Genomic DNA, 25,098 nt, shown 5'->3' on the forward strand with positions numbered 1-25,098 from the left:
AGCGCCGACGTACGGACCGACGCCCGCCAGCGCCATCGTCATGGCCCGGATCCGCTGATCGCCTGCGTATCGGAACGAACGACGTAGAGGTTGAAGTGGCTGCGTTCGTCGTCGGCAGACACAGGTTGTCTCGAGAGGAAGGCGACCACCCGTCCGTCACCGCTGAGCACCGGCGCTTCGCTCGGGTTCAACCACGGCGGGTGGCCTGACGGCGGCGTGATGCGCGTGATGTGGCGCGTCGAGCGGTCCCAGATGAAGACGTCGGCCACGAGATTGATGTCATCGCACCGCGGCACCGAGCGCCCGCACGGGAGGTTCGACGCGGTGGACTGGAACGCGATGCGCGCGCCGTCCGCGCTCATCGAGGGCAGCAGGCTGTTGCCGTTGGCCGGGCGCCCCGCGGCCGTCGCGGTGACGAGCATGGGACGTCCGTTCGGCAGCGCCTGCACGTAGATCTGTGATGCGCGGCGACCGTCCGTGCCGGCCGTGCGGCGCGGATACGCGGCGAACGTGAGCCAGCGCCCGTCGGCAGACATCTCCGGCGTGAGCACTTCATCCATCGTGCGCGAGCCCGGCCCGATACCGTCGAGGCGGAGCGCCGCATTGCGCGTATGCGCATGCAGCCAGATCTCGTGATCGGCCGGCTGCGACCTTGCGAGCCGTCGCAGGTAGACGATCGTGGAACCATCGGCCGAGAGACCGGGACGTGTCGCGTGTACCGCGTCGCGGTGTTCGTTGTCGGGAACGCATGACACGCATTGCCGTGTGCCGGTATCGACCTCGACGCGTATCACCTCGACGCAGCCTGCATGGGCGCCGGCAGCTCCTGCAGCCATCTGATAGGCCACGATACGGCCGTCGGCGGAGATGCGCGGCGCATGGCTCTCGGTCGGCACGATCGACGCGACGCTGTCCCCGGAGAGCAGCGTGACGCGCCGGCTGCTCCGCTCGAACACGAACACGTGTGAGCGCTGGCCCCGATCGCCTTGCGCGAGATCCGGCGCGGCCGATGTGAACGCGACACGGGCGCCGTCGGCCGAGATGCTCGGCGTATGGCTCGGGCCGTTGCCGGCCCGGCCGTCGGGTGTTCGCGACACGAGGACGATCTCGGACGTTGCCAGATCGGCAAGATAGACGTCGCGCGTGCCGTTGCGATCCTCCGGTACCAGTGCCGCGAACGACTCGAACGCGATGACCAGACCGTTGGCCGCCATGCTGGCCGCGGCGTGTACTCGAGTGGCGTCACGTCGCTCCTGTACCGGCAGAACGCTGAACGACGGCAGTGCGGGCTTCGGCAGCACGACGGCGGCAAGCACTGCCGCCGTCATCCGCGGTGAACGGGCTCTCATGTCGTGCCCCGGGTACGGTTGGTCCAGCACTCGGACTCGACGATGCGGCCGGCGTGGATCGCGCGGTCGGTCTCGTACGCGTGTGACGTCGATGACCAGCGTACCGTCCGGTCGCCCGCGCCGAGGCGGTCGCGGAGACGCACGCCGTCGAGCACTTCGATGATGTGCTCGAGCTCGTGCCCGAGGCGTTCGTTCAGGCTGACGGACGCCGTGACCTCCATTGCCGCGTGCAGGCCGTCCGGCGTGGTGGTGAACCTCGTGTACGCATTGGCACCGGGGAGTAACGACCGATGCGCGACACGGACGGACACCGTCAGCCGCGGTGTGCGGGCGATCCGCACCAACTGTTGGCGCAGGAACGGCGAGCACCGTCGGACCCGCGCGAGCACGCGCCGTGCATCCGCGTCGAGCAGTTGCAGCCACCTGGTGTCGTCTTCGGCGTCGGCGCCGCTGGACTGCGCGACGCGCGCCATCCAGGCGGGTGTGCCGATGGCGTCGGCCGCGAACGTCGAGGTGGCGTGGGTGTTCGGTAGCGCAAGCATGGCGATGCCAAGCACCGCGCGGCGTACGGAGCGATGTCTGTGGATGGGAAGCACGTCCGCCTCCTGCTCACCGCGTGACGACGACTGCGGGGGCGTCGGCCGTCACCACGAGCGTGCTGGCCGTGCCAGTGGGGGTGGCGCCCGTTGTCGTGGACGTGTGGATGGCGTGCCTCTTTGTGCCGTGCATGTCGTGCTCCTGGATGACGTGTCGAGCCTGCGATGCGCGTGACGCAGAACGTCCGCTTCTCGCAGGTAGATCGCAAACCGAGCATGGAACACGACACGACGACCGGCGCCCGGCATGAAGCTGTCGTCGAGTCGGCGTGGAAATGCAGGCCCCGACACGTCCGGGCACCGGGCACGGGGCGACATTCCGGGAATCCTGTGTCCGCTGCCCGGTGCCCGGTTGTGCTCAGAACCGCAGGCGCAGCCCGAGCCTGATGACGCGGCCGGCGGCGAATCCCTCCACGTTACCGACGGTGTCGGCGCCGAGCACGCCCGTCGTGCCGTTGTCGTCGAGGCCGTTGAGCAGGTAGTCGGTGAGATCGACGAATCCGCCGGTGCCGAGACCCGGCACGAAGAACTGCGGATGGTTGAACGCGTTGTCGAGCATCGCCGTGAACTGCACCTGGACACCCGATGCGCGGACGATGTCCTTGTAGATCGCGAAGTTCGCGATCCACGTGCCCGGTCCCTTCAGGCTGCCCTTCTTCGCGTTGCCGAGCGTGCCGTCGGCAGGCAGGCGGTAGGCCGAGACGTCGAAGAAGCGCGCGCGCGTTCCGCCGGTGTTCGGATCGCCGGTGACGTCCGGACGCCACGACTCGCCGAACTGGCCCACGCCATCGAGCCCCACGCCGGTGTTGGCGGGGTAGAGCGGGTCGGTCCCCCACACATAGAACGGCGTCAGGTTGGGTCCGGAGCGCGCCTGCACGATCGACGAGAGCGTCCAGCCGCCGACGATCGCGTCGGCCCAGACCGGCATCGTCGAGCCGACGGGGCGCTCGCGGCCGATGGGGATGTCCCACGTGCTGTTGAACACCACGCGATGCTTCACGACGTTGGGGTCGGGGCCGCGATCCTTCTCGATGTCGTACGGGTCGTACTGGATCACGCCGATGGTGCTGTTGCCGCTGTCGGGAGCGTTGCTGTTCGAGCCGGAGAGCGTGTACGCGGCGTTGATCGCGAAGCCGCGTCGCCACCGCCGGTTCACCTCGATCTGCAGCGCGTTGAACTGCCCCTCGCCCGCGTTGGTGGTCATGTTGAGGTACGTGCCGTAGATCGGGTACGGCAGCCGGGCCTGCGCTTCTGGATCCTCGTAGATGTCGCCGAGCGGGACGCTGCTCGCCGGTACGCTGTTGGCTTCACGCGTCACCAGCAGCTTTCGCATCGTGGATCCCAGATAGCTGACGCGGAGGCCGAGATCGCCCGGCAGTTCACGCTCGAGTGTCAGGTTGTACTGATAGATGTCCGGGCTCTCGAGGTTGATGTCGAGACCCTGGTTGCCGAAGCCCTGCGATGTGCTGACGGTGCCCGTCGTGAAGCCGTTCTGCAGCGTGGCCCTGTTGCGCGTGATGGCGTAGCGGAAGGGGTTGCGCGACATGATGTCGCGCGCCCCCTGTGCGGCGCCGGTCGGATGGAAGATGCCGAAGCCGCCGCGTACCACGGTCCTGGCCTCGGGGCCAATGCGATAGGCGAAGCCGACGCGGGGGCTGAAGTTGTTCCTGTCGGTCTTCATCAGTCCGGGGCCGACGCCGACGTCGCTGGCCAGTTGTGTGCGTCCGAGCGCCACGGCGCCTGGCGGCAGCAGCGCCGCCACCTGCGCGTTCGGCACCACGTGATGCCCGCCGTCATCCAGGACGAAGTTGGCGAAGATGTCGTTGCGATCGACGAAGACGCCCACCACTTCGTAGCGCAGACCGAGGAAGAGCGTGAGCGCAGGCGAGACCTTGAAGTCGTCCTGGACGAACAGTGCCCAGTCGTTGGACACGGTGTCCATCGGCAGGTCGCCGCGCGTGTTGCGCTGCTCGCGCACCGTGTTGGGCAGGCCGAGGAGGAAGTCGGCGAACGCGTTGCCCGTGGCCCACCCCGTGAAGTTGTACTGGCCCTTGGACTCATTGGCCCCCGTGGAGTAGCCGTCGGTAGCGAAGTTGCGCGCGTAGTTGCCGCCGAACCGCAGCGAGTGACGGCCCTTCACCCATGTCGTGGTGTTGCTGATCGAGAAGGCCGACTGGTCGAGATCCCTGAACGTGTTCTGGCGCTGGTCGCGGATGTCCGACGGCCGGTTGGCGCCACCGAAGATGAACTGCGGGTAGCCAGGCACGCCCTGTGCCAGTGCCGGCACCTCGACGCCCACCGACGCGCCGACCTGTCCCGCGATGTACTGGCTGCGTCGATCGCGGACGTCGGCGCTGTACCCCATGCGGAACTCGTTGACGATCGTGTTGGTGAACGTGCGCGTCCATCCCGTCGCGACGGTCATCGCCCGCGACGAGCGCTCCAGGATGCCGAGGTTCGTGAGCCCTCCACCGCCGTTGCCGCCCGTGTTCTCGAACGTGAACGCATCGGGGTCGCGCCGTTGCCAGCTCACGCGGCCGAAGAGCGAGTCGTTGGACGTCAATTCGTGATCGATGCGCAGGTCGGCCCTGTCGCGCGTGCGCTCGAGCGGCAGGATCTGCCTGTACGTGCCGTAGCCGTTGGCCAGTCCCGCCTGGTTCGGATCCGGGAAGAACATCGCCACGATCTTCTGTGCCGCCGGATCGAGACGGCCGGCGGGGATCCGATTGCCCGGGAAGGGAAGTCCCGTCGTCGGATCCCTGATGACGAAGCTGGAACCCGAGAAGTCGCCGGCGCGCATCGCCTGCGTCGGCACGATCGCCTGCGCCCCGCCGCCGAGTGCCTTGAGCCTGCCGCCTTCGTAGTTGCCGAAGAAGAAGGTGCGGTTGGTGCGGATCGGTCCGCCGAGGCTGAACCCGAACCGATGGTCGTGCGTGTCGGAGTTCGGGTTGTTGCGGGACACGCCGTTGAGCGTCTGCGCGTACGTGCGCGCGTTCAGTTCGTTGGAGTTGAAGTCGTAGAACGACGTGCCGCGCACCTGGTTCGCGCCGCGCTTGGTGGACACCACCACGCCGGCCAGGCCGCCGAACTCCGCACTGTACGAGTTGGAGAGCACCTGCACTTCGGCGATGGCGTCGAGGCCTGGTGCCGCATTGGACAGCTCGCCGAAGATGCCGGCCGACGAGGGCTGGCCGTCCTGCACGTAGGACGCACCGTACGTGCGGCCGCCGAGGAACTGGATCGCGTCGAAGCCACCGACGACGTTCGGGTTCAGCGTGAGGAAGTCCTGGATGTCGCGGCTGTTGCGCGGCAGGTCGCGCAACTGCTGCGCGTCGAGCCCGCGTGCAATCGACGGACTCTCCACCGAGATGTTCTGCCCCTCGACCACGACGGTGATCACGTCCTGCACGTCGCCGACCTCGAGCGGCAGGTCGGTTCGGATCGTCGACGCCGCCCTGAGTACGAGACCCGTGCGGCGAGCCGCCTTGAATCCGCCGAGCGTGACGTCGACCGTGTAGGTGCCAGGACGCAGGTTCGCGACCTCGAACAGGCCCTGGTCGTCGGTCACCGCATCGCGCGTGACTCCCGTGTCTTCGTCGGTGATGACGATGGAGGCGCCGGGAAGGACGCCGCCCTGTGCGTCGGTGATGGCACCGCGAATCGTGCCGAGTGTCGACTGCGCCGGCGCTGACCGCGCGACGAGGCACACGAGGCAGATCGGGATCAGCCACAGACGAACGAGCAAGCCCGCTCGAAGAGCGGACGAGCTCGTGGAGGACGAGTGCATTCGAGACATGCGAACTCCAGGCCGCAACGTCATGCTCACGCCAGTGCCCGGCACGGATGTCGTGCCTGGTGATGTGCTGGTTCATCAGCATGCTAGGCCCGACTTCGGCGGCGCGCAATGACAATCTCGCGGAGGCATCCAGCGCCACCTCGCGCCGGCCGCACGCGCACGCCTGCGGCAGCGTCCCCCGAGCAATGATCCGCGCGTCCTGCTATCGTACGGCCGCTCCCGCTGTGGGAGCAGGATGCCATCAACCGGACCGTCTCGCACCGCTACGGGCCGCACGGTGCCGGCGACGCCGGCGGTGCTGGAGTCGCGCACGTCATCGAGGAACTCACGTCGTGTCCAGATACAACTTCGGCTGCGGCAACATGCGCAGGGACGGCTTCGTCAACGTCGACGTTCGCCCGGATTCCGCGGCGGACGTGGTGGCCGACGCCTGGCAGACGGACATGTTCGAGCCGGACTCGGCGGAACTCGTCTACTCGCGGCACATGCTCGAACATCTCGACCCTGATGACGGGCGTCGCACGTTGCGAGCCTGGTTCGCGCTGCTGCGGCCCGGTGGGGTCCTCAACGTCATCGTGCCCGACGTCCTCTTTCATGCGAGGCAGATTCTCGGGCTCGCAGAGGGTCCGTTCGACAAACAGTTCGACCATGCGTGCGCCGGCTTCTGGGGATGGCGCGATCCGCAGCGCGGCGGCCATCGCGAAGATGCCCATCGATGGGGCTACACGGAGGAATCGTTGACGCTCGAGCTCACGACCGCCGGGTTCCAACAGGTCCAGCGCGTGACACACGGCGCTGACGGCGATCCGTGGCATCTGAACCTCACGTGCCGCAAGCCGGCATCATCAGCGTCGCAGGCACTGGATTAGTCGCGGCCATGCGCCAGTCATCGCTGTCGGGCATCGTGCTGCTGGCTGCCCTCGCGGCTGCCGGCGTCGTGTCGTGGGCGTCAGGACCACAGGCCGCACAGCCGCAGCTGCCGCGCCCCAACATCCTCTGGATCACGAGCGAGGACAACGGGCCGGAACTCGGTGCATACGGCGACGCGTACGCCACCACGCCGAGTCTCGATCGGCTTGCCGCGCGCGGGTTCCGCTACCGCACCGTGTGGTCGAACGGGCCGGTGTGCGCTGCGTCGCGCACCGCGCTGATCCTTGGCGTGTATCCGGAGTCGACAGGCGGCGAGCACATGCGCAGCTATGTGCCGCTGCCCGGCGACATGCGTCTGTATCCCGCGCTGCTGCGCGACGCGGGTTACTACACGACCAACAGCGCGAAGGCCGACTACAACTACGGCAACACGGGGACCGTCTGGGACGAGCAGTCCAACACGGCGCACTATCGGAACCGCCCACCAGGCCAGCCCTTCTTCGCCGTGTTCAACAGCACGGTCACGCACGAATCGCAGATCCGCACGCGCCCGCACAAGGCGGTGCACGATCCGGCAGGCGTCACGGTGCCGGCGTACATGCCCGACGTCCCGGTTGTCCGCCAGGACTGGGCGCAGTACTACGACCGGATCACGGAGATGGACACGTTTGTCGGCCTGCGGCTCGCCGAACTCGACGCCGACGGCCTGGCCGGCGACACCATCGTGATGTACTTCGGCGACCACGGCTCCGGCATGCCGCGGTCCAAGCGCTTCCCGTACGACTCGGGCCTGCGCGTGCCGCTCATCGTGTACGTGCCGCCGAAGTATCAGCACCTGATCCCGGTCGAGGCGCGCGTGCCCGGCGCGGAGGTCACGCGCCTGGTGTCGTTTGTCGACTTCGCGCCCACGTTGCTCAGTCTTGCCGGCGTCGCGCCGCCCGCGTGGATGCAGGGGCACGCGTTCCTCGGCCCGCACATGGTGCCGGCGCCGGGGTTCATCTTCGGCTTCCGCGGGCGCATGGACGAACGGTACGACCTGAGCCGCAGCGTGCGCGACGCTCGCTACGTCTACATCCGCAACTACATGCCCCATCGTCCCTGGGGGCAGCACGTCGGCTACATGTTCGAGACGCCCGCCACCGCGACCTGGAAGCGGATGTACGACGAAGGCCGTCTCAACGCCACGCAGCGCGCGTTCTGGGAACCCAAGCCGCACGAGGAGTTGTACGACCTCGATGCCGATCGCTGGCAAGTCGACAACCTCGCGGAGTCACCCGCGCATGCCGCGGCGCTCGCACGGCTGCGCGAGGCGCTCGACGCGCATCAGCGGCGCACGCGAGACGTCGGCCTGCTGCCCGAGTACATGCTGCACCGCGATCCGCAGATCACGCCCTATGCGCTGCGCGAGGATCGCTCGCGATACGACTTCGAGCGCGTGCAGACGATGGCGCGGCAGGCGGCGGACGCCCGTGTGCCGCTCGACGACATCAGGCCCATGCTGGCCGACAGCGATCCGGCCGTCCGGTATTGGGCAGCCACCGGCGTCGTGATTCGCGGCCGGGACGCCGTTGCGGCCGCGCGTGCCGATCTCGTTCGACTGCTCGGCGACGGCGACCCCGGCCCGCGCATCGCCGCTGCGGAGGGATTGGCGCGGTTCGGTTCGGCTGCCGAGCGCGATCGCGCCATCGCCCGACTGGTGGCCGACAGCGATCCGGTCAGACACGGCGAGTTCGCGGCACTGCTTGCCGCGTACAGCCTGAATCAGGTGACCGACCTGCCCGCCGCGGTGCGGGACGCCATTGACGCGTTGCCCGCGACGCCGGCCGATGCCGGCCGCACACGCCGGCAGCGGGAGGAGTACCTGCCGCGCCTCAAGGCCGCCATCCGCAACGACGTGCGCTGACGCGCGCGCTCGCTCCGATCGAACGTTGCGTCACTCCTGACGAGTGAGCAGGTGCTCGCGGCCGCGGCCGACGAAGCCGGAGAGATCCGTTTCCGGAGCGCTCGGCGGAAGCGACCTGTGGTACTCGATGCGCGGGTGATCGTCGGTGAGGATGGGGCCATCGCCGACGAAGGCCCGCATGTCGTCGGCGTTGGCGCTGAAGGCGCCGAGCAGCGCATCGAAGGTGTGCAGTCCCACGGACGCGAGGGCGTGTTGCGTCTGCACGTCGGCCACCTTGCGCTCGAACGCCGCCTCGTCGAGCGAGAGTGACCGCGTCGATCCGACGAGCAACGTCCCGCCGTTCCACAGCGTGGCGTCAGGAAACACGTCGAGGAACGTGCGCATGATCAACCGGTACTCTACCTCCGCGCGCTGGCCGATCCACTGCAGCATCACGCCCTCGTCCTTCAGCGCGCGGCGCGCGAGTTCGAAGTACTCGCGCGAGTACAGCAGGCCGGCGCCGGCGTGCTGCGGCTGGATGATGTCTGCCGTGATCACGTCGTAGCGGCGGGTCGTGAGAGCCAGGTAGTTACGCCCGTCCGACACCTGCAGCCTGACGTTCGGCTGTCTGAGCACATCGTCGTTGACGTGAGAGAAGAGAGCGGCGCCGCGCACGACGGAACGCGAGAGCTCCACCACGTCGACGGTGGCGCCGGCGTGCCGCGCAACGGCGCCAGGCGTCGCGCCGCCCCCGAGGCCGATCACGAGCACGTCGCGCGGCGCGGGGTGGATGGCCATCGGGAAGTGGCCGATCTGCCGGTGCAGCGTGATCATCGGCGCGCTGTCGTTGGCCTGATGGAGGCCGTCGAGGTACATCACTCGCACGTTGCCCGGCCGCCGGTGCACGGTCACGGTCGTCTGCACGCCTTCCTCGCGCCAGAGTGCGACCTCGCCGCGCTCGTAGCGCCGCGTGAGCGCGGTCTCGAAGGGATCGGGCAGGGCGAACGCGGCGGCACCGAAGACCACGACGAGTGTGAGCGCCAGCCACCACGTGCGCCGCGCAGCCGCCGACCGTTCGAGAAGCACGATGCCGGCAAGGAGATACAGGCTCGCGGCAAGTGCGAGACTGAGCCGGCTGCCGGCGAGGGGCAGCAGCACGAAGCCGCCGAGCACGGCGCCGGCGATGGCACCGAGCATGTTCATCGCGTACGCCACGCCGATGCGTCGCGCGAGCGCGGGATCGGCGGGATCGCCCGGACCGACCCACACACGCATCGCGACGGGGAACGACACGCCCATGAGCAGCGCGCTCGGAAGGATGGCGACGATGGAGGCCTGCACGGTGCCTGACGTGCGCCACCCCGCCGCGTAGGTGCCTGCGAGCACGATGAGCGAGCCGAGTACGGCGACGCTCGTCCACAAACAGAGGAGTGCAAGCGTCCGTGTCCAGTCGCGCTCGCGCCGCAGCATGCGCGTGGCGACGAGGCTGCCGGCACTGATGCCGCCGAGCACCGTCGCCAGCATCGTGGTGAAGGCGTACGTGGTGGCCGGCAGGAACAGGACGAGCACGCGGAACCAGATCACCTCGAGCGCAAGCGAGGCGAGCCCGGAGACGCCGAAGTAGACGAGTGCGAGTGTCCGTACCGCGCCACCCTCCGCGATGTGCGCGCGGCCGGCTTCCGGCAGCGGCGCGCGCGGCTCGGGCTCTCGGGTGACAGCGTCGGGCGTGTCGCCGATGTCGCCGGTGTCGATCGGTCGCACGGGCAGCAGCCACGCGCCGATGCCGACGAGCAGGTTGAGGCCCGCGGCCACAAGGAACGTGCGGTTCAGGCCGACGTCGCCAATCAGGTGGAAGCCGGCAAGAATGGCGCCCGTGATGGCGCCGCCGGCGTTGATCGCGTACAACAGCCCGACGCGCGGCCCTAACACGCCACGCGCCACGATGGTGGATCGCACGACGAGCGGCAGTGTGGCGCCCATGAGCACGGTCGGCACGAGGAGCACGAGGAACGAACAGACAAAGCGCGCCAGGGTGAGCGCCACGAGGTGGTCCGGCACCGCGGCGTGCACCGCCCCGTAGAGCGTCTGCGCGGCATCGAGTCCCCACGGCGTGAGCAGCGCGCTGATGGCGATGCCGACTTCGATCGCGCCGAACCAGCGGAGCGGCGATCGCACGCGATCGGCGAGGCGTCCGGCCAGGAGGCTGCCCAGCGCGAGGCCGGCCATGAAGCTGGCGAGCACGGTGCTGGCCGCGTACGCTGTCACGCCGAAGACCAGCGACAGCATGCGCAGCCACAGCACCTGATACATCAGGCCGCTGACGCCAGACGCGAAGAACAACAGCGCCAGACCGGCCAGCGGCGGTCCACCAACACGAACGCGAGACGACGTGGGCATGCGGGCCGCGATTCTACATCGCTGCCTCTGCCCGACAGATGACCAGGGAAGAAGAAGGTACAAAGCTCACGCCATGACACCGATTCAGTTTGTCTGTGAGGCGCTCGTTCCTCAGTCACCACTGGAGATCGCCGAGCAGATGCTCGACCTGAGCCGATGGCCGGAGTTCACCGGCTACGGTCCGTTGCCGGGCATCCGAACGGCGGAGTTCGAGGAACGGACTCCGAACGTCCGCGGCACCCGCATCCGCGTCACCAGCGCCGACGAGTCGCGGTACATCGAGACGATCAGCGAATGGAACCCGCCCTCCCGGATTCAACTGGAATTCAGCGACTTCCAGCCACCGCTGGCACGTCTGACGACTCGCTTCGTGGAAACCTGGGAGTTCACCGAAGGGCCGGATGGTACCCGGGTGCGACGCCGGTTCGACCTGTATCCCCGTTCGGCATGGGCCCGGTTCCCGCTCTGGCTGATCTCCCGCCTGCTGCGCGGAGCAACGCAGCGGCACCTCCAACTGATTCAGGCAGCGGGCCACCAGAGGTGAGCGGCAGGTCAGGTGTTTGACAGTCGGGCTGCAGATTCGGCACGCTCTGTCACACCGTCATCGACTGGTTCAGCGCCAGCCGCTACGTGAAGCAGTCCCGAACCGTCCGCGCTGTGCAACGGAGATGGTGATGAAGAGCGCGCTCACGTGGATGGCTCTGGCGTATGCCGGAGGTGTGATGATGGCGCAGGGGCACGGCAACGGTTCGACGCGCGACGCGGTCAACCGCTTCAACGCCGCCATCAATCGCCACGACGTGGCCGCGGTCGGCGCGCTGCTGACCGAGGACACGGTGTTCGAGAACACTGGACCGGCGCCCGACGGCACGCGCATCGAGGGCAAAGCCGCGGTCGTGACGTTCTGGACCACGTGGTTCGTCAACAACGCCGATGCCACGTTCGACGCCGAAGAAGTCATCGTCGCCGGCGACCGCTGCACGGTGCGCTGGATCCATCGCAAGATGAGTGACGGCAAGCCGTGGCATCTTCGCGGCGTCGACGTCTTCACGGTTCGCGATGGCAAGATCGCGGCCAAGCTCGCCTACGTCAAGGGGTGACCAGCCTGCCGGTCGCGGTCAGCGGTGTCAGCCGCCGACGGGTCTGACGTCCGGTGCGCTCGTGTCCGTTGCCGACACCGTGCATCTGGCCGGCTGGGCCGTCGGTTCATGGGAGAACCTCAACGGAAGCGGTTGGGGGGGGGCTTACCGGCGTGCGATGCGGCTCCGGCTCCCGGGCAACACCGCGCCGTCGGCCAGGCGCTGCAGAAATGTCGCCAGCGGCGATACACGGACCGGCCCATCCTGCTGGGGCGTCTCGCCCAGGTACACCGCGTGGCACGCGCCGAGCATCCCGCCATCGTGCAACTCCCGCAGTGGCCGACCGAACTCTGACCGCCATTGCCGGCTGGCCTTCACTTCGATGCCGATGCTGGTCCTGCCCCGGCTCCAGACGAAGTCGACTTCCGTTCCGGATGGCGTGCGGTAGTACGACAGCGTGCCTCCGCAACCCGTATACGCCATGTGCGCGCGCAGTTCCTGGAACACCAGCGTCTCGAGCAACGTGCCGCGCTCGGCACCGTCCAGCGGCTCGCGCAGACGCTGCGCCAGCGCACGCACCACGCCGCAATCGAACAGATAGAATTTGGGATGCGTCACTTCCTTGACCTTGGCGCGCGGACGCCAGGCCGGTAGCCACGCACCGACCAGGGTGTCGGTCAGCACGTCGAAGTACCCCTGCACGGTTGGCCGTGCGACCGCGGCATCGCGCGCCAGCGAGGCCACGTTGGTCACCTGGCCATTGGCGAGCGCCGCGACCTCCAGGAACCGTGTGAACGACTCCAGGCTCCGCACCAGCGCCTCGGCGCGAATCTCCTGCGCAAGATAGGTGCTCACGTAGGCTTCAAGCAGATCGACGCGACCCGCCACGGAGCGTTCGCCGCGCACCAACGGCAACGTGCCGAATCGCAGCAAATCGTCCGCTGGCGGCATGCCGGACAATTCCGCGACGGTCAGCGGAAACATCTCGCGACTGATTACTCGCCCGGCGAGCAGATTGACGTCACCGCGCCGCAGGCGCCGCGCGGAGGAACCCGTCAGCGCAAAGCGCCAGCGCCGCGGCGATGACGCCAGCGCGTCGTGCACGTCGTTGAGCAGCGCCGGCAGTTTCTGCACTTCGTCCACCACGACCCAGGAGCCGGACGGCAGCGCATCGATCTCGCGGCGGAACACCTCCGGATCACGCATCAGGCGCAGCAGTTCGCGGTCGAGCAGCAGGTTGTACCAGCGCGCGTCGGGCAGCACCTGCCGCAGCCAGGTGGTCTTGCCAACGCCGCGTGGCCCGAGCAGCAGGAAGGAACGCGAGGGCAGGGTCAACCGGCGTGCATACATGGCCGGCATTATGACTGTAAAAATGCTGGCGACCTATACATGAGTCTTCAGGCGACCCGGCAGGCCGCAGGCGTCTGCCCCTGGCGGCAGAGCCGGTCCGGGGCCGTGGCCATGGTCTGTTGAAGCCGAGGCTGAACTTGCCGAGGCCATCGATTGCTATGCCCTCAACGTCAGCCGCAAGGTGGCGGAGCACTTCCTTGCCGTGTTCGAGGAGAGAGTAGAGCGGTCGCTGCCCTTACTCGATTCTTTACCGAGAGCGCGACGGGTTCATCTACATCAGCGCGATTGCGCATCAGTCACGGCGTCCCAGGTACTGGCGGGCGCGCGAGCCATGGAACGTAGCTCTGGCCTTCATCCTGACCGCTGTTCTGTGTGTACGTGGGACTGCTCTGTGGGGCGGCCTCTAGCTGCGAGAGCCGCGCTTGCATCGCCTGCTGCCGTTCTGTACGACGAGGATCCGCTGAACGAATCAGCGCCCGGTGGTCCAGCGTTTCGGCCGCGCGTTGAACCTGAACGTCCATCTGCACGCCCTCGTGCTGGACGGTGTGTTCACGCACGCCGACGGCGTCGTGCGGTTCCACCCGGTGGCGCGTCTGACGAGCGCGGACGTGATGGCGCGGATCGCGCGGCGCGACGATGCCGACGCGAAACGGGCGGACGTGGACGAGGACGCACCCTGCGCGACAGGCGCGCGGGCGGGCGGATACCGATGGGCTGAACTGATGCGCCGAACGTTCGGGGCGGACGTGTTGGCGTGCCTCCGCTGCGGCGGGCGACTGCGTCTTGTGGCGTTGATCGAGCAGGCGTCAGTGATCCAGCACATCCTGCGTCACCTCGGCCTCCCGACCGAGGTTCCGGAGCCGTGCCCGGCCCGTGCGCCACCTCGACTCCTCGAGACGAACGACGACCACGACCAAAGAGCCCCCGACGTCGACGCCGTCTGGTGAGGACAGAGCGTCCTGTGGGGAGAGGTGTCGCCCCGTCCTGCTGTACCCCATTCTGGCCGACCGGGCCGTTTTCGGTGCTGTTCTCTTGAGATCGATCTCGCATTGACCAGGGATTCTCTGCGGCTCCGACCGATCCGCGATTTCACGGGCCGACCGATCTTGGGTTCCAGGTCCGACGAATGCCCGATTTCAGAGCCGACGAACTGTAGAGATCAAGCGTGACGGATCGTAGACTTCATCCATGACGGATTGTAGAGTTCGATGATGACCGACTACCGCGCACGTGTCGTCGACACCGAGCTCAAACGACGCATGCGAGTGATGGGCGCGGTGCTCATTGACGGCCCGAAGGCGGTCGGAAAGACCAGGACCGCGTCGCAAGTCGCTGAGACCGTTCTCCGCCTCGATGTCGATCCGGTCGCACGGGCGGCGCTGGAGACCGCCCCGGAGCAGTTGTTCGAGCGCCCGACGCCGATCCTGTTCGATGAGTGGCAGGACACGCCGGCGCTGTGGAATCACGTCCGGCGCGCCGTTGATGACCGCGGCGAGAAGGGCCTCTATCTGTTGACCGGCTCGGCGACGCCACGCGATACCGCAAGGATGCATTCCGGAGCGGGTCGAATCGCGCGTCTGCGCATGCGGCCCATGTCGCTCTTTGAGTCGGGCCACTCCGACGGCTCCGTCAGCCTCGCCGCGCTTCTCAACGGTGACGAGGTCAGCGGCAGCACGAACACACTCACCGTGCCGCAGCTCCTGGAGCGCATCGTCATCGGCGGTTGGCCCGAGATCACGGACTGGGACGAAGCAGACGCGCGGGACTGGCTGGCGGACTACTTGCGGAACCTCGCGGAAAAGGATGTACCCGATCTCGGAACGCGCAGGAATCCCCAGAACATTGCGCGGCTGCTTGCCTCACTCGCGCGGGCCGTCGGCACGCCCCTCAACCGTTCCGAACTGGAGGTCGAGGTTGGTGGCGCTGGTGGGCAGATCGCATCCGAGACACTCGCTCGCTACCTCGACGCACTGGAGCGCCTCATGCTCGTCGAACCGCTGCCCGCCTGGCGACCGCACATGCGATCGCGGACTCGACTTCGCACGACGCCGGTCCATCACTTCGTCGATCCATCGATCGGAACGGTGGCTCTTGGCGTCGGCACGCCCGGGTTGCTTGCTGACCTGAACGCCGCCGGCTTCCACTTCGAGTCGCTCGCGCTGCGCGACCTGCGCGTTTACAGCCAGGCTCTGGGCGCCACCCTGTCATCGTGGCGCGACACACAGACGAACAAAGAGGTCGATGCGGTGCTCGAGTTGCCGAACGGCAGGTGGGCCGCATTCGAGTTCAAGCTCGGCGAGGCCGCGGCCGATGCCGCCGCCGAGTCTCTCGAGCACTTCGCGGGAAAGGTCGACACAGCCAGGCACGGTGACCCTGTGGCGCTTGTGGTCGTGACTGGCGGCCGTTTCACCATGCGCCGCGCGGACGGCGTCACTGTCGTACCGCTGTCCGTGCTCGGTCCATAGGCGCGGCGCGACGAACAACTCGCAGATTCGTGGCAACCACGCTCCAACTCGCGTGGCACATCACAGCGGTCGCCCTACCACTCGCAGCAGATTCTGGAGTCTCGGCCCTGAATGGCAGATTGTCTCTACTGTGGGGCACCTGCTGGGTTTCTCCGGCGTGAGCACGATGGAACCCACCGGGCAGCCGTGGACTCGATCAAGCAGTTCACCACAGAGGGCCGTGGCGACCGTGCACCGGCGGGTCCGTTCGCAGTAGACTCCAGCTCATCCGGAGGACGCGTCGTCCGCCGAGCGATATGTCGTGCCGACGTCCACCGCGTCCTCCCGCGCTCGCGTCGCCGCCATCGACATCCTCCGCGGTATTACCGTGTTGTGGGTCGCGGCGATGCACTTCTACATCGACACGCGAGGCGTGCCAGGCCCGGACGCCACCGCGTCGGCCGCGTGGGCTGCCGCGAGCGCCGGCCGGTTCGCGGACCTCGCGGCCATCGTCGCGCGCTCGATGGTCGGCCTCCCGGGGTTCCGGCTCGACATCCTGCTGTTTGTCACCGGCCTCGTCCTGTCGATGTCGCGACCGTCGACGGCCAGGAACTTCGCGTGGCGGCGGGCCCGCAGCATTCTGCCCAACTACTGGCTCGGCAGCCTGCTCGTCGCCGGATGGCTCCTGGCGCTGGCCGGCCTCCGCGCCTTCCTGTACGACTCGCCGTTCGACGTGGAGCGGCATCATGGGACGCTGCTGGCGCACGCCCCGTACGTGTTCGAGTGGGGGGATCTGCTCCGCTCGCTGTCGGTCGTCGGCCGATTTGGCGATCCGCGGACCATGCAGGTGGTGGCACCGTCGCTCTGGTACCTCGTGCTGGTGGCACAGGTGTACGTGGTGTTCCCCGCGATGCGTCGCTTGATGGTGCGGCTGGGCGCCGTCCGGTTCCTGCTCGCGGCCACGGCGTTCACGTGTGTGGCCCGGGCGCTGGCCTTCTCCGTCCCGCTCGTCCCGACGTTCGACCCCAACGCCACGGTGATCTGCTTCCTGCCGTTTCGTCTCTTCTCGCCGGCGCTGGGCATGGTCGCGGCCGGCTGGATGGACCGGATATCGTGGCAGCCGCGCTCGGCCATCGTGGCCGCCGCCGCCGTGGGTGGCGGAGGCCTGCTGCTCGCGGCGTCATGGCTGGGGGCGCAGATGAACGAGCCCGGAACGTGGCTGGGCGTGTTCGGTCCGATCCTGCCGTTGACCGCCTCGCTGCCCGGACTGTGGGCGGCGGTCGTCCTGACCCTGCGCTGGCGCCCGGCGTGCGTCGCACTCGCGTGGACCGGGCATCGGTCGCTTTCGGCGCTCGTCGTTCAGGATGTCCTGCGCTTCGCCACGGGCACCATGCTCGTGCTCGTCGGCGGCCCGCTGGTGGCGTCGACGACGTGGTGGGCGCTGCTGTTCTATCTCGGCGCGGTCATGGTCCTGACCGCACTCTGGGATCCGATCCAGCGGGCCGCGACGGATCGCTGGTGGCCGCAGCCGGCTCCCGTTCCGGTGACCAAGGCCGCTGCCGCCTGACCGCGGCGGTGTGCCGCGGCGCCCGGGTCGGAGACGCGAACGTCGTATTCGTGCCGGAGGCCTGACGACGATCCCCACCGTCCTGATCTACGCTGTCGCGCATGACGCGAGCCATCCTCTCGTTCGCACTCGCCGGTGTCGTGCTCGTCGCGCCGGTGCATGCGCAGACGCCAGCCGCGACGGTCGTACGCCAGCCTGAGGCGACGTCGCTCCTCGGCACGCCGCTGTTTCCGCCCGTTCCCATCCCGAACGAAGCGAAGCTGCTCGACGACCTGCGGCTCGCGCAGTCGGTGGCCAACACCACCACGCCTGAGGCCATCATCTGGATCGGCCGCCGCCAGGCGTATCTCTGGCGCTACGCCGCCGCCATCGCCACGTTCACCGACGGCATCAGGCGCTACCCGGACGATGCGCGGATGTACAGGCATCGCGGCCATCGCTACATCACGACGCGACAGTTCGACAAGGCGCGCGCCGACTTCGAACGCGCCGCGGCCCTGATCCGCAACACCGCCGACAGCATCGAACCCGATGGCGCGCCGAACCCCGCGGGCCAGCCGCGCAGCACGCTGCACTTCAACATCTGGTATCACCTCGGGCTCACCTATTACCTGCAGGGCGACTTCGCGAAGGCCCTCGACGCCTACACGCAGTGCATGGCGGTCTCCACCAACGACGACTCGATCGTCGCCACGAGCGACTGGATGTGGATGACGCTGATGCGGCTGGGACGGAAAGACGAGGCCGCGCGCGTGCTGGCGCGCATCACGCCGAGGATGGACATCCTGGAGAACGGCTCGTACCATCGGCGCCTGCTGATGTACAAGGGGCTCGACACGCCAGACGCGTTGCTCGATCCCGCCGGCGCCGACGCGACGACGATCGCCACGCAGGGCTACGGCGTGGGCAACTACTACCTGGTCATGGGCGATCGCGAGCGGGCCCGCCGGACGTTCACGCAGGTGATCGCCGGCAGCGGCTGGAACGCGTTCGGCTACATCGCCGCCGAAGCCGACCTCGCGCGCATGCGATGACGTCCACGGCCCGAAGGAGACATTCGTGTTCACCTCGTTGATGCTCGTCACCACGATGTTGTTCGCGCAGGGTGAGGCACCCGCCATGGAACGCATCCTGATCGATCACCACAAGGCGATCCGCCTGCGCGACGGCGTGACCGTCTACGCGGACGTCTATCGCCCCGCGCGCGACGGACGCTTTCCGGCGATCGTGGTGCGCACACCGTACGGCGTGCAGCGCGAGAACGTCGGCGTCCACGATCGGCTGATCCAACTCGCGCGTCTCGGCTACGCCGTGGTCAACACCGACGTGCGCGGGCGCTACGAGAGCGACGGGCAGTGGGATCCCTTCCGCTTCGAAGCCAGGGACGGCTACGACGTCGTCGAGTGGGCCGCGAAGCAGCCGTGGTCCACGGGCAAGGTGGCCATGCAGGGCGGCAGCTATCTCGGGCACGTGCAGTGGGCGACACTCGGCGAACGGCCGCCGAGCCTCGTGGCGGCGTTCCCCGCCGTGGCGTCGACGAACCTCTACGCCAACTGGATCACGCAGGGTGGCGCGTTCCACCTGGCGTTCAACTTCGGGTGGGGCGTGGTGCGTATGCCGTATCGCATCATGCAGCCGCAGTTGTACTTCACGGGTCCGGATTCCGCGCCCGAACTGCGCTACGAGCATCTGCTCAGGCACCTGCCGCTCGAGACGATGGACGAAGTCGCCTTCCAGCATCCGGTGAAGCACTGGCGCGACTGGCTGGCGCACGACAGCTACGACGCGTACTGGAAAGCGGTGAGCGACGAGGAGAAGTTCGCGAAAGTCAACGTGCCGGTGATGACGCAGGGCGGATGGTTCGACATCTTCCTGCCCGGCACGATCGACGGCTTCGTGGGCGTTCGCGCGAAGGGCGCCAACGAGCGGGCGCGTTCGCTCACGCGCATGGTGATCGGCCCCTGGGGGCACGGCCCGTCGCGCAAGTACGGAGATCTCGACTTCGGGCCCGACGCGGAGCGCACGCTGTTCCAGTACGAACAGCGCTGGCACGACTTTCACATGAAGGGGATCCGGAACGGCGTGGACACCGATCCGCCCGTGCAGATCTTCTACATGGGGATCAACAAGTGGCGCGGCGAGCAGGACTGGCCCATCCCGGGCACGACGTCGGCGCGCTGGTACCTGCAGCCTGGCGGCGGGCTCTCGCCCATCCAGCCCTCGTCAGCCGACGGTTCGACGACGTATCGGTACGACCCGAACGATCCGGTGCCGACAACGGGTGGCAACAACTGCTGTGGCTCGCCCACGATCGCCGGCCCGGTCAATCAGGCGCCGCTCGACGGCCGCAAGGACATCGCACGCTTCACGAGCGACGTGTTGAAGGAACCCGTCACGCTGGCCGGCAAGGTGACGATGGATCTGCACGCCTCGACCGACGGGAAGGACACCGACTGGATGGTGAAGCTCATCGACGTCCATCCCGACGGCAAGGCCTACCCGATGGCGGAAGGCATCCTGCGCGCGCGCTTCCGCGACGGGCTCGACAAGCCCTCGCTGCTCACGCCGGGGCAGGCGTATCGCTACACCGTGGATCTGATCGGCACGGCGGTGGTGTTCCAGCCCGGCCACCGCATAAGGGTAGACATCACGTCCAGCAACTTCCCGCAGTTCGATCGCAACCTGAACACGGGAGATCCCCTGGGCAAGGGCACCATGCCGCGCGTGGCGCAGCAGACGATCCATCACTCGTCGGCGCGTCCGAGCGCCATCGTGTTGCCACTGGTCAGGCCCTTCTGAATCAGGCGACGACGGACATGGTGCAGCATCCATGGGTGCGTTGATGTGGCGGCGGACTCTCGCGCGCTCATGAGCGCGCCGGTCCACCGTCGAGAGTGATGGTGTCGCGGCCTTGGTGATGCGGCGCCGGTCAGAGAGGCGGACTGCCGGCAGGCGCCTCCACGCGGACCGGGATCACTCGCGTTGGCGTGTGAATGGCCAGCGCGTTCGTCGCGGCGTCACGCACAAGCCGGATCCGCGGGTGGTTTCGCTCTTCCGCCTGGACCGCGGCAATTCCGTATGCCTCGCAGGACGACTGTCCGTGAGGACACCTGCTGACGACATAGAAGTCATCCCCGTCCAGGGCGGTTCGCACGCCCAGTCGGTACTCGTCACCAGCCTGCACCACGCTCTGCAGGTGCTGATAGCCGATCAACGTTCGCGGCCACGCGCTCCAGACGACCCACCCGACGGCCACCAGAGCCAGTCCCACCGCGAGGTGTGCCGCCGTGTGTCTGGATCGGGCACGCAAGCGGGCCACCGCGAGCAGCGCCAACGCTCCAAGCGCGATGGCGGTCGCCGGCAGTGCTCCATACGCGTAGGCCAGCGTGGCGGGGTACACCGTCCGGACCTGAGCGCCGGTCTGGAGGTGCAGCGGACCTTCCCCGAGCGCCTTCGCGACGGCAAGTCCTCCCGCCATGATCAGCAGGGCCAGGCTGAGGCACAGCGGCCACAGACGCTTCAGTGCATTCGACACGCGCCCCCTTTCGCCCGGTCCGACGGGCTTGTCATGATCGCTGCGACGCGCCATTACGGTTCACGCAGGACGGCCTGCGCGGGCATCTGCTGGTGGAACCCGCTGAGCACGAGGCCGACGCCCCACCCGACGGCCAGCAGCAGATGCACCACTGACAGCCCGGATACGGAAACCTCCGCCAGCCATGCCCAGACGATCGTGAGCCCCTGCGCAACGACACCCGCCACCACCAGCCAGGTGAAGACCCGTCGTCGTGCCGTGGCGGCCGTGGCTTCGGTCATCGCTATCGCCAGTGCCAGGCCATACACACCGTAAGTGGCCGCACTGGCCGCCACGGCGGCGGCCAGCGCCAGCAGCAGCGACGCGTACGTGAGGAGCAGGCCCAGTAGCACCAGTCCAGTCGTGCCTGAGCGCGGTGCGAGGACGCGGTCGAGAATCGACGCCACCAGTTGTGGCGGCAGGAGGTGCGGAAAGACTTCGTACAGGGTGATGGGCAGAAACACGATGGCACCTGCGACCAGTGTGGCCTCGAGCGCCCGCTCCCAGCGCCGCTCGCCGAGTTCGTCGCGGAACAGTGCCGCGCCGAAGTAGTAGGTGGTCACGAGCACGGGCAGCACACACAGCTCCAGCACGATCACCCACTCGGTGAGCGTCATCTCGCCAACGCGCGACTGCACGGCACTCTGCAGGGCCTGGACGATCACGAGCACGAGGAACGTGACGAGCGCCTGTGCCAGCACCACCGGACCGCCCCTGGCCCGTGACGGCTCGACGGCACCGCCACCGTTCACGCTCTGCACGAGGAGATCCTGAGCCGGTCCCAGAAAGAAGACGACAAAGAGCGTCGCCAGGGCGTTGAGGAGAAGGCTGCCGGCATTCAGCGCGCCGAGCACCTGCGTGCGAAATGCCTTGAAGGCGAGAAGCAGGAAGATGACGCTGGATGCCGCCACGTACGCAGCGATTCGGGCCCGCAACAGGAGCTGGTCGAAAGTGATCGGCCGCGCCTCGATCCCGACACCGAGCACCGCGATGATGCCTGCGTCGACGCCCGAGGCTTCGCTGATCTCGGCAGGTGTTCCCCAGGACTGCGGACGGAGCGCCCGCCGGGCGAGTGGCCGAACGCGAGAGATGACGGGAAGCCGCAGTCCAAGCAGCCAGTCAAGGAGGACCGCCAGGCCCAGAGCCAGCAGGCCACACACGCCAGCCGGCCACCACCAGTCGGCTGCACCGGCGGTCGAGGCCTCACGGGCGATGAGCCACACGCCAGCACCGAACACGAGGCCGCAGGCGACAGCAATGCCGTACGCACGCCTGCGGGGCGCGAGGAGAACGACCGTGAGGACGACGCTCGTCAGCGAGGCGAGCAGAGCCAGTTGCGACGATGCGACGATGTCCATCTGTTCGCCCCCCCACCGTTGTGGAGTCGTGCGTCGATGCCAACGCTGTCCCTCATTCCACGAAGGGCGCGTCGAACGCGTAGCCTCCCGTGGCTGAGCACCAGGCCACAACGCTCTGGATCATGCACTTCCCGTCTGCCGCGGGAACTCAGGCCCGTCCTGCGAACTCGCGCGTCTCCGTGTGGACGCGCACCTTCTCGCCTTCGTTGACGAAGAGCGGCACGCGCACCTCGAGGCCCGTCTCCAGTGTCGCGGCCTTGGTGACGCTGCCGCTCGCCGTGTCGCCGCGGCTGCCCATCTCCGTCTCCGCCACGGTCAACTCGACGATCACGGGCAACTGGAGCCCGATCGGGTTGCCGTTGAACTTCTGGATCTGCACTTCGAGGTTGTCGGTGAGCAGCAGCCTGTCGTCGCCGACGATGTCGTCGTTGAGCGTGAGCGTATCGAACGTCTCGAGATCCATGAAGTGCAGCCCCGTGCCGTCGGCGAACTGGAACGACGCCGGCACCATGACCAGGTCGGGCTCCTTCAGCTTGTCCTGCGCCTTGAACGTCCTGTCGAACACGGCTCGATTCAGCAGGTTGCGCATCTTCACGCGCACCAGCGTCTGGCCGCCGCGTGCTGTCGGCCGCGACACCTCGACGTCGAGCATGTGATAGGGCGCCTCTTCGAACTCGACGTACATCTTTCGCTTCAGATCGATAGCGGCAATCAATCCGGCCATGGTGCGTGGGTCTCCGGGGATACAGCGTGTGACGGGCGCGCCGCGCCTACTTCCAGCCCGTGCTCCGGCGCAGGAAGCGCGCGGGGATCGCGGGCTTTGCGGGTTCGGCGGGTGCCGGCGCGTCGGCGGGTTCGCCCGAGGCGGCCTGGATCTCGCGTTCCAGCTCCTCGTCGTTGGGCAGGCCGGCCATCTGATCGACGAACACGAGCGACTGCTGCGACGGGATCTCGAAGCGCTTGCCGCACGACGAACAGGTCACCTCGTCGTCCACGCGGAGCAGATAGTCACGCAGCTTGGCGAACTTCGCGCGGTCGACCTCGTCGGCGCCGCCCGGCAGCCTGTCCTTTTTCGAGCGCCGCACCCAGCGGACGCCGTACTCGTTCGTCCGCCGGCAGCGCGGACACTGGTGCCGTGCCTTGCGGGTCTCCGGCCGTTCGTTGAAGAAGGCGCGCTCGTCGAGAGCCATCCGACGATCTTAATGCAGCAGCGGCCGGTGCTAGGATGGGAAGGTCATGGATGTCAAGGTACTCACCGAGTACGAACAATCCAGCTTGTCGCAGCGCCAGCCGCTGCCAGAGCGGTATCTCGGATTGTCCCTCGACGAGATGGACGCGGGCATCAGGGCCGCCAAGGCCGCCCTCGGCGACAGGCTCCTCATCCTCGGCCACCACTACCAGCGCGACGAGGTGCTCGTCCACGCCGACGTCGTCGGCGACTCGTGGAAGCTCTCGCGCGAGTGCAAGGCGCGCACGACAGCCGAATACGTGGTGTTCTGCGGCGTCCACTTCATGGCCGAGAGCGCAGACATCCTCGGCGCCGATCACCAGAAGGTCTCGCTGCCAGACCTCGCGGCGGGGTGCTCGATGGCCGACATGGTGGACATCGAGCAGCTCGAGATGTGCTGGCGCGAGCTCGAGATGATGGGGATCACCGATGTGGTGCCCGTCACCTACATCAACTCCTCGGCTGCCATCAAGGCGTTCGTCGGCGAGCGCGGCGGCACCATCTGCACGTCGGGCAACGCCCGCGCGACGCTCGAATGGGCGTGGGCGCGCAGCAAGCGGATCCTCTTCATGCCCGACCAGCATCTCGGCCGGAACACGGCGTGGAAGATGGGCGTGCCGCTCGAGCAGATGGCGGTCTGGGATCCGGAAGAAGTGGGCGGCGGTCACATCGCCGGCGACCTGGAAGACGTGCGCCTCATCCTGTGGAAGGGCCACTGCTCGGTACACACGCGGTTCACCGTGGCGCAGATCACGAACGTCCGCAGGCAGCACCCCGGCATTCGCGTCATCGTGCATCCCGAGGTGCCGCTGCCTGTCGTGCAGGCGGCGGACGAGTCGGGTTCGACCGAGCACATCCTGAAGCGCGTGCGTGAATCACCGCCGGGATCGGCGTGGGCGGTGGGCACCGAAATCCACATGGTCAACAGGCTGGCCAACGAAGTGGCGCCAGAGAAGACCGTCGTCACGCTCGATCAGTTCGGGTGCCTGTGCTCGACGATGTTCCGCGTGTCGCCGAACCATCTCCTGTGGGTGCTCGACGGCATGCTCGACGGTGTCGTCCACAACCACATCGTCGTGCCAGAGGCCACCAAGCGCTGGGCTCGCGTGGCGCTCGACACGATGCTCACCATTCACTAATCCACGGCTTCATCACTCATTCAGGAGGTCACATGCCTTACGAACTGCCGCCGCTGCCGTACGCGCACAACGCGCTCGAGCCGTTCATCGACGAGCTGACGATGCAGATTCATCATGGGAAGCATCATCAGGCGTACGTGAACAACCTGAACGCCGCACTCGAGAAGTATCCGGAGCTGCAGGGCAAGCCGATCGATCAATTGATCGCCGGTCTCGACTCGATCCCCGAAGACATCCGCGGGGCCGTGCGCAACAACGGCGGCGGGCACGCGAACCACTCGCTGTTCTGGACGCTGATGGCGCCCAACGCGGGCGGCGCGCCGACCGGCGCGGTGGCCGAGGCGATCGACGCGAAGTTCGGCTCGTTCGACGCGTTCAAGGAAGCCTTCGCCAAGGCGGCCGTCGGCCGATTCGGCAGCGGCTGGGCGTGGCTGATCAAGAGCGGATCGGGCGTGGAGATCGTCAGCAC

At 67.7% G+C, this 25,098-nt stretch carries 20 protein-coding genes; 11 read left to right on the forward strand and 9 right to left on the reverse strand.

What is annotated here, in order from left to right; translation table 11 throughout:
* Positions 1-38: 38 nt before the first annotated feature.
* From IT182_11990 to IT182_12000, 3 genes are all read right to left on the reverse strand, one after another.
* The gene (locus IT182_11990; protein MCC6164059.1) at positions 39-1,349 is read right to left on the reverse strand and encodes a PD40 domain-containing protein; all 1,311 of its coding nucleotides are present in this window, start codon (positions 1,347-1,349) and stop codon (positions 39-41) included.
* The gene (locus IT182_11995) at positions 1,346-1,945 is read right to left on the reverse strand and encodes a hypothetical protein (GenBank protein MCC6164060.1); all 600 of its coding nucleotides are present in this window, start codon (positions 1,943-1,945) and stop codon (positions 1,346-1,348) included. Before IT182_11995 ends, IT182_11990 begins: the two co-directional genes overlap by 4 nt.
* 358 nt (positions 1,946-2,303) lie before the next feature.
* Positions 2,304-5,690 carry a TonB-dependent receptor gene (locus IT182_12000; protein ID MCC6164061.1) on the reverse strand — a complete coding sequence of 1,129 codons (3,387 nt, stop codon included), beginning with the start codon at positions 5,688-5,690 and terminating at the stop codon, positions 2,304-2,306.
* 413 nt (positions 5,691-6,103) lie between these two features.
* On the opposite strand from IT182_12000, the gene IT182_12005 reads away from it, so the two are divergent.
* Complete coding sequence (locus tag IT182_12005) at positions 6,104-6,610, forward strand: methyltransferase domain-containing protein (GenBank protein MCC6164062.1); 507 nt, start codon at positions 6,104-6,106, stop codon at positions 6,608-6,610.
* 8 nt (positions 6,611-6,618) lie between these two features.
* Positions 6,619-8,514, forward strand: coding sequence for a sulfatase-like hydrolase/transferase (locus tag IT182_12010; GenBank protein ID MCC6164063.1), 1,896 nt, complete (start codon positions 6,619-6,621; stop codon positions 8,512-8,514).
* A gap of 30 nt (positions 8,515-8,544) precedes the next feature.
* On the opposite strand, the gene IT182_12015 is transcribed toward IT182_12010, so the two are convergent.
* The gene (locus IT182_12015; GenBank protein MCC6164064.1) at positions 8,545-10,890 is read right to left on the reverse strand and encodes a fused MFS/spermidine synthase; all 2,346 of its coding nucleotides are present in this window, start codon (positions 10,888-10,890) and stop codon (positions 8,545-8,547) included.
* Here IT182_12015 and IT182_12020 point away from each other — a divergent pair.
* Positions 10,889-11,434: an SRPBCC family protein gene (locus IT182_12020; protein ID MCC6164065.1), complete on the forward strand. Its 546-nt coding sequence runs from the start codon at positions 10,889-10,891 to the stop codon at positions 11,432-11,434. The two genes, IT182_12015 and IT182_12020, sit on opposite strands and share 2 nt — an antisense overlap.
* 181 nt (positions 11,435-11,615) lie before the next feature.
* Complete coding sequence (locus tag IT182_12025; GenBank protein ID MCC6164066.1) at positions 11,616-11,990, forward strand: nuclear transport factor 2 family protein; 375 nt, start codon at positions 11,616-11,618, stop codon at positions 11,988-11,990.
* Positions 11,991-12,134: 144 nt separating this feature from the next.
* Here IT182_12025 and IT182_12030 read toward each other — a convergent pair whose 3' ends face one another.
* Positions 12,135-13,319: an ATP-binding protein gene (locus tag IT182_12030; protein MCC6164067.1), complete on the reverse strand. Its 1,185-nt coding sequence runs from the start codon at positions 13,317-13,319 to the stop codon at positions 12,135-12,137.
* Between the two features lie 479 nt (positions 13,320-13,798).
* Here IT182_12030 and IT182_12035 point away from each other — a divergent pair, with 479 nt between their 5' ends.
* From IT182_12035 to IT182_12055, 5 genes are all read left to right on the forward strand, one after another.
* Positions 13,799-14,266 (forward strand): transposase, encoded by a 468-nt coding sequence (locus tag IT182_12035; GenBank protein ID MCC6164068.1) that lies wholly within the window; start codon positions 13,799-13,801, stop codon positions 14,264-14,266.
* Positions 14,267-14,530: 264 nt separating this feature from the next.
* The gene (locus IT182_12040; GenBank protein ID MCC6164069.1) at positions 14,531-15,784 is read left to right on the forward strand and encodes an ATP-binding protein; all 1,254 of its coding nucleotides are present in this window, start codon (positions 14,531-14,533) and stop codon (positions 15,782-15,784) included.
* A gap of 301 nt (positions 15,785-16,085) precedes the next feature.
* The gene (locus tag IT182_12045; GenBank protein MCC6164070.1) at positions 16,086-17,330 is read left to right on the forward strand and encodes an acyltransferase family protein; all 1,245 of its coding nucleotides are present in this window, start codon (positions 16,086-16,088) and stop codon (positions 17,328-17,330) included.
* 101 nt (positions 17,331-17,431) lie between these two features.
* On the forward strand, positions 17,432-18,364 hold the full coding sequence (locus IT182_12050) for a tetratricopeptide repeat protein (GenBank protein MCC6164071.1): 933 nt from the start codon (positions 17,432-17,434) through the stop codon (positions 18,362-18,364).
* Between the two features lie 40 nt (positions 18,365-18,404).
* Positions 18,405-20,129, forward strand: coding sequence for a CocE/NonD family hydrolase (locus IT182_12055; protein MCC6164072.1), 1,725 nt, complete (start codon positions 18,405-18,407; stop codon positions 20,127-20,129).
* A gap of 130 nt (positions 20,130-20,259) precedes the next feature.
* Here the strand turns inward: IT182_12055 and IT182_12060 are convergent, their stop codons facing one another.
* From IT182_12060 to IT182_12075, 4 genes are all read right to left on the reverse strand, one after another.
* A complete protein-coding gene (locus IT182_12060) occupies positions 20,260-20,865 on the reverse strand; it encodes a hypothetical protein (protein MCC6164073.1) in 606 nt (201 codons plus the stop codon).
* 53 nt (positions 20,866-20,918) lie between these two features.
* Positions 20,919-22,262: a hypothetical protein gene (locus IT182_12065; protein ID MCC6164074.1), complete on the reverse strand. Its 1,344-nt coding sequence runs from the start codon at positions 22,260-22,262 to the stop codon at positions 20,919-20,921.
* 148 nt (positions 22,263-22,410) lie between these two features.
* The gene (locus IT182_12070; GenBank protein MCC6164075.1) at positions 22,411-22,986 is read right to left on the reverse strand and encodes an elongation factor P; all 576 of its coding nucleotides are present in this window, start codon (positions 22,984-22,986) and stop codon (positions 22,411-22,413) included.
* A 46-nt stretch (positions 22,987-23,032) separates the two neighbouring features.
* Positions 23,033-23,452: a hypothetical protein gene (locus IT182_12075; GenBank protein MCC6164076.1), complete on the reverse strand. Its 420-nt coding sequence runs from the start codon at positions 23,450-23,452 to the stop codon at positions 23,033-23,035.
* Between the two features lie 46 nt (positions 23,453-23,498).
* Between IT182_12075 and nadA the strand changes: the two genes are divergently transcribed.
* Together nadA and IT182_12085 are read left to right on the forward strand one after the other, a co-directional pair.
* The gene (nadA, locus tag IT182_12080) at positions 23,499-24,629 is read left to right on the forward strand and encodes a quinolinate synthase NadA (GenBank protein ID MCC6164077.1); all 1,131 of its coding nucleotides are present in this window, start codon (positions 23,499-23,501) and stop codon (positions 24,627-24,629) included.
* A gap of 32 nt (positions 24,630-24,661) precedes the next feature.
* Positions 24,662-25,098: superoxide dismutase (locus tag IT182_12085; GenBank protein MCC6164078.1), on the forward strand; the 437-nt coding region annotated here is incomplete at its 3' end.

The organism is Acidobacteriota bacterium, from assembly GCA_020845575.1.
Lineage (GTDB): Bacteria > Acidobacteriota > Vicinamibacteria > Vicinamibacterales > Vicinamibacteraceae > Luteitalea.

Excerpts from the sequence above, each read along its gene's own strand:
- IT182_11990 (MCC6164059.1), bottom strand. The coding sequence starts at position 1,349 with ATGAGAGCCCGTTCACCGCGGATGACGGCGGCAGTGCTTGCCGCCGTC.
- IT182_12055 (MCC6164072.1), top strand. The coding sequence starts at position 18,405 with ATGCTCGTCACCACGATGTTGTTCGCGCAGGGTGAGGCACCCGCCATG.
- IT182_12075 (MCC6164076.1), bottom strand. The coding sequence starts at position 23,452 with ATGGCTCTCGACGAGCGCGCCTTCTTCAACGAACGGCCGGAGACCCGC.
- IT182_12015 (MCC6164064.1), bottom strand. The coding sequence starts at position 10,890 with ATGCCCACGTCGTCTCGCGTTCGTGTTGGTGGACCGCCGCTGGCCGGT.
- IT182_12070 (MCC6164075.1), bottom strand. The coding sequence starts at position 22,986 with ATGGCCGGATTGATTGCCGCTATCGATCTGAAGCGAAAGATGTACGTC.
- IT182_12065 (MCC6164074.1), bottom strand. The coding sequence starts at position 22,262 with ATGGACATCGTCGCATCGTCGCAACTGGCTCTGCTCGCCTCGCTGACG.
- IT182_12050 (MCC6164071.1), top strand. The coding sequence starts at position 17,432 with ATGACGCGAGCCATCCTCTCGTTCGCACTCGCCGGTGTCGTGCTCGTC.
- IT182_12020 (MCC6164065.1), top strand. The coding sequence starts at position 10,889 with ATGCGGGCCGCGATTCTACATCGCTGCCTCTGCCCGACAGATGACCAG.
- IT182_12025 (MCC6164066.1), top strand. The coding sequence starts at position 11,616 with ATGGCGCAGGGGCACGGCAACGGTTCGACGCGCGACGCGGTCAACCGC.
- IT182_12005 (MCC6164062.1), top strand. The coding sequence starts at position 6,104 with ATGCGCAGGGACGGCTTCGTCAACGTCGACGTTCGCCCGGATTCCGCG.
- nadA (MCC6164077.1), top strand. The coding sequence starts at position 23,499 with ATGGATGTCAAGGTACTCACCGAGTACGAACAATCCAGCTTGTCGCAG.
- IT182_12030 (MCC6164067.1), bottom strand. The coding sequence starts at position 13,319 with ATGTATGCACGCCGGTTGACCCTGCCCTCGCGTTCCTTCCTGCTGCTC.
- IT182_12010 (MCC6164063.1), top strand. The coding sequence starts at position 6,619 with ATGCGCCAGTCATCGCTGTCGGGCATCGTGCTGCTGGCTGCCCTCGCG.
- IT182_12040 (MCC6164069.1), top strand. The coding sequence starts at position 14,531 with ATGACCGACTACCGCGCACGTGTCGTCGACACCGAGCTCAAACGACGC.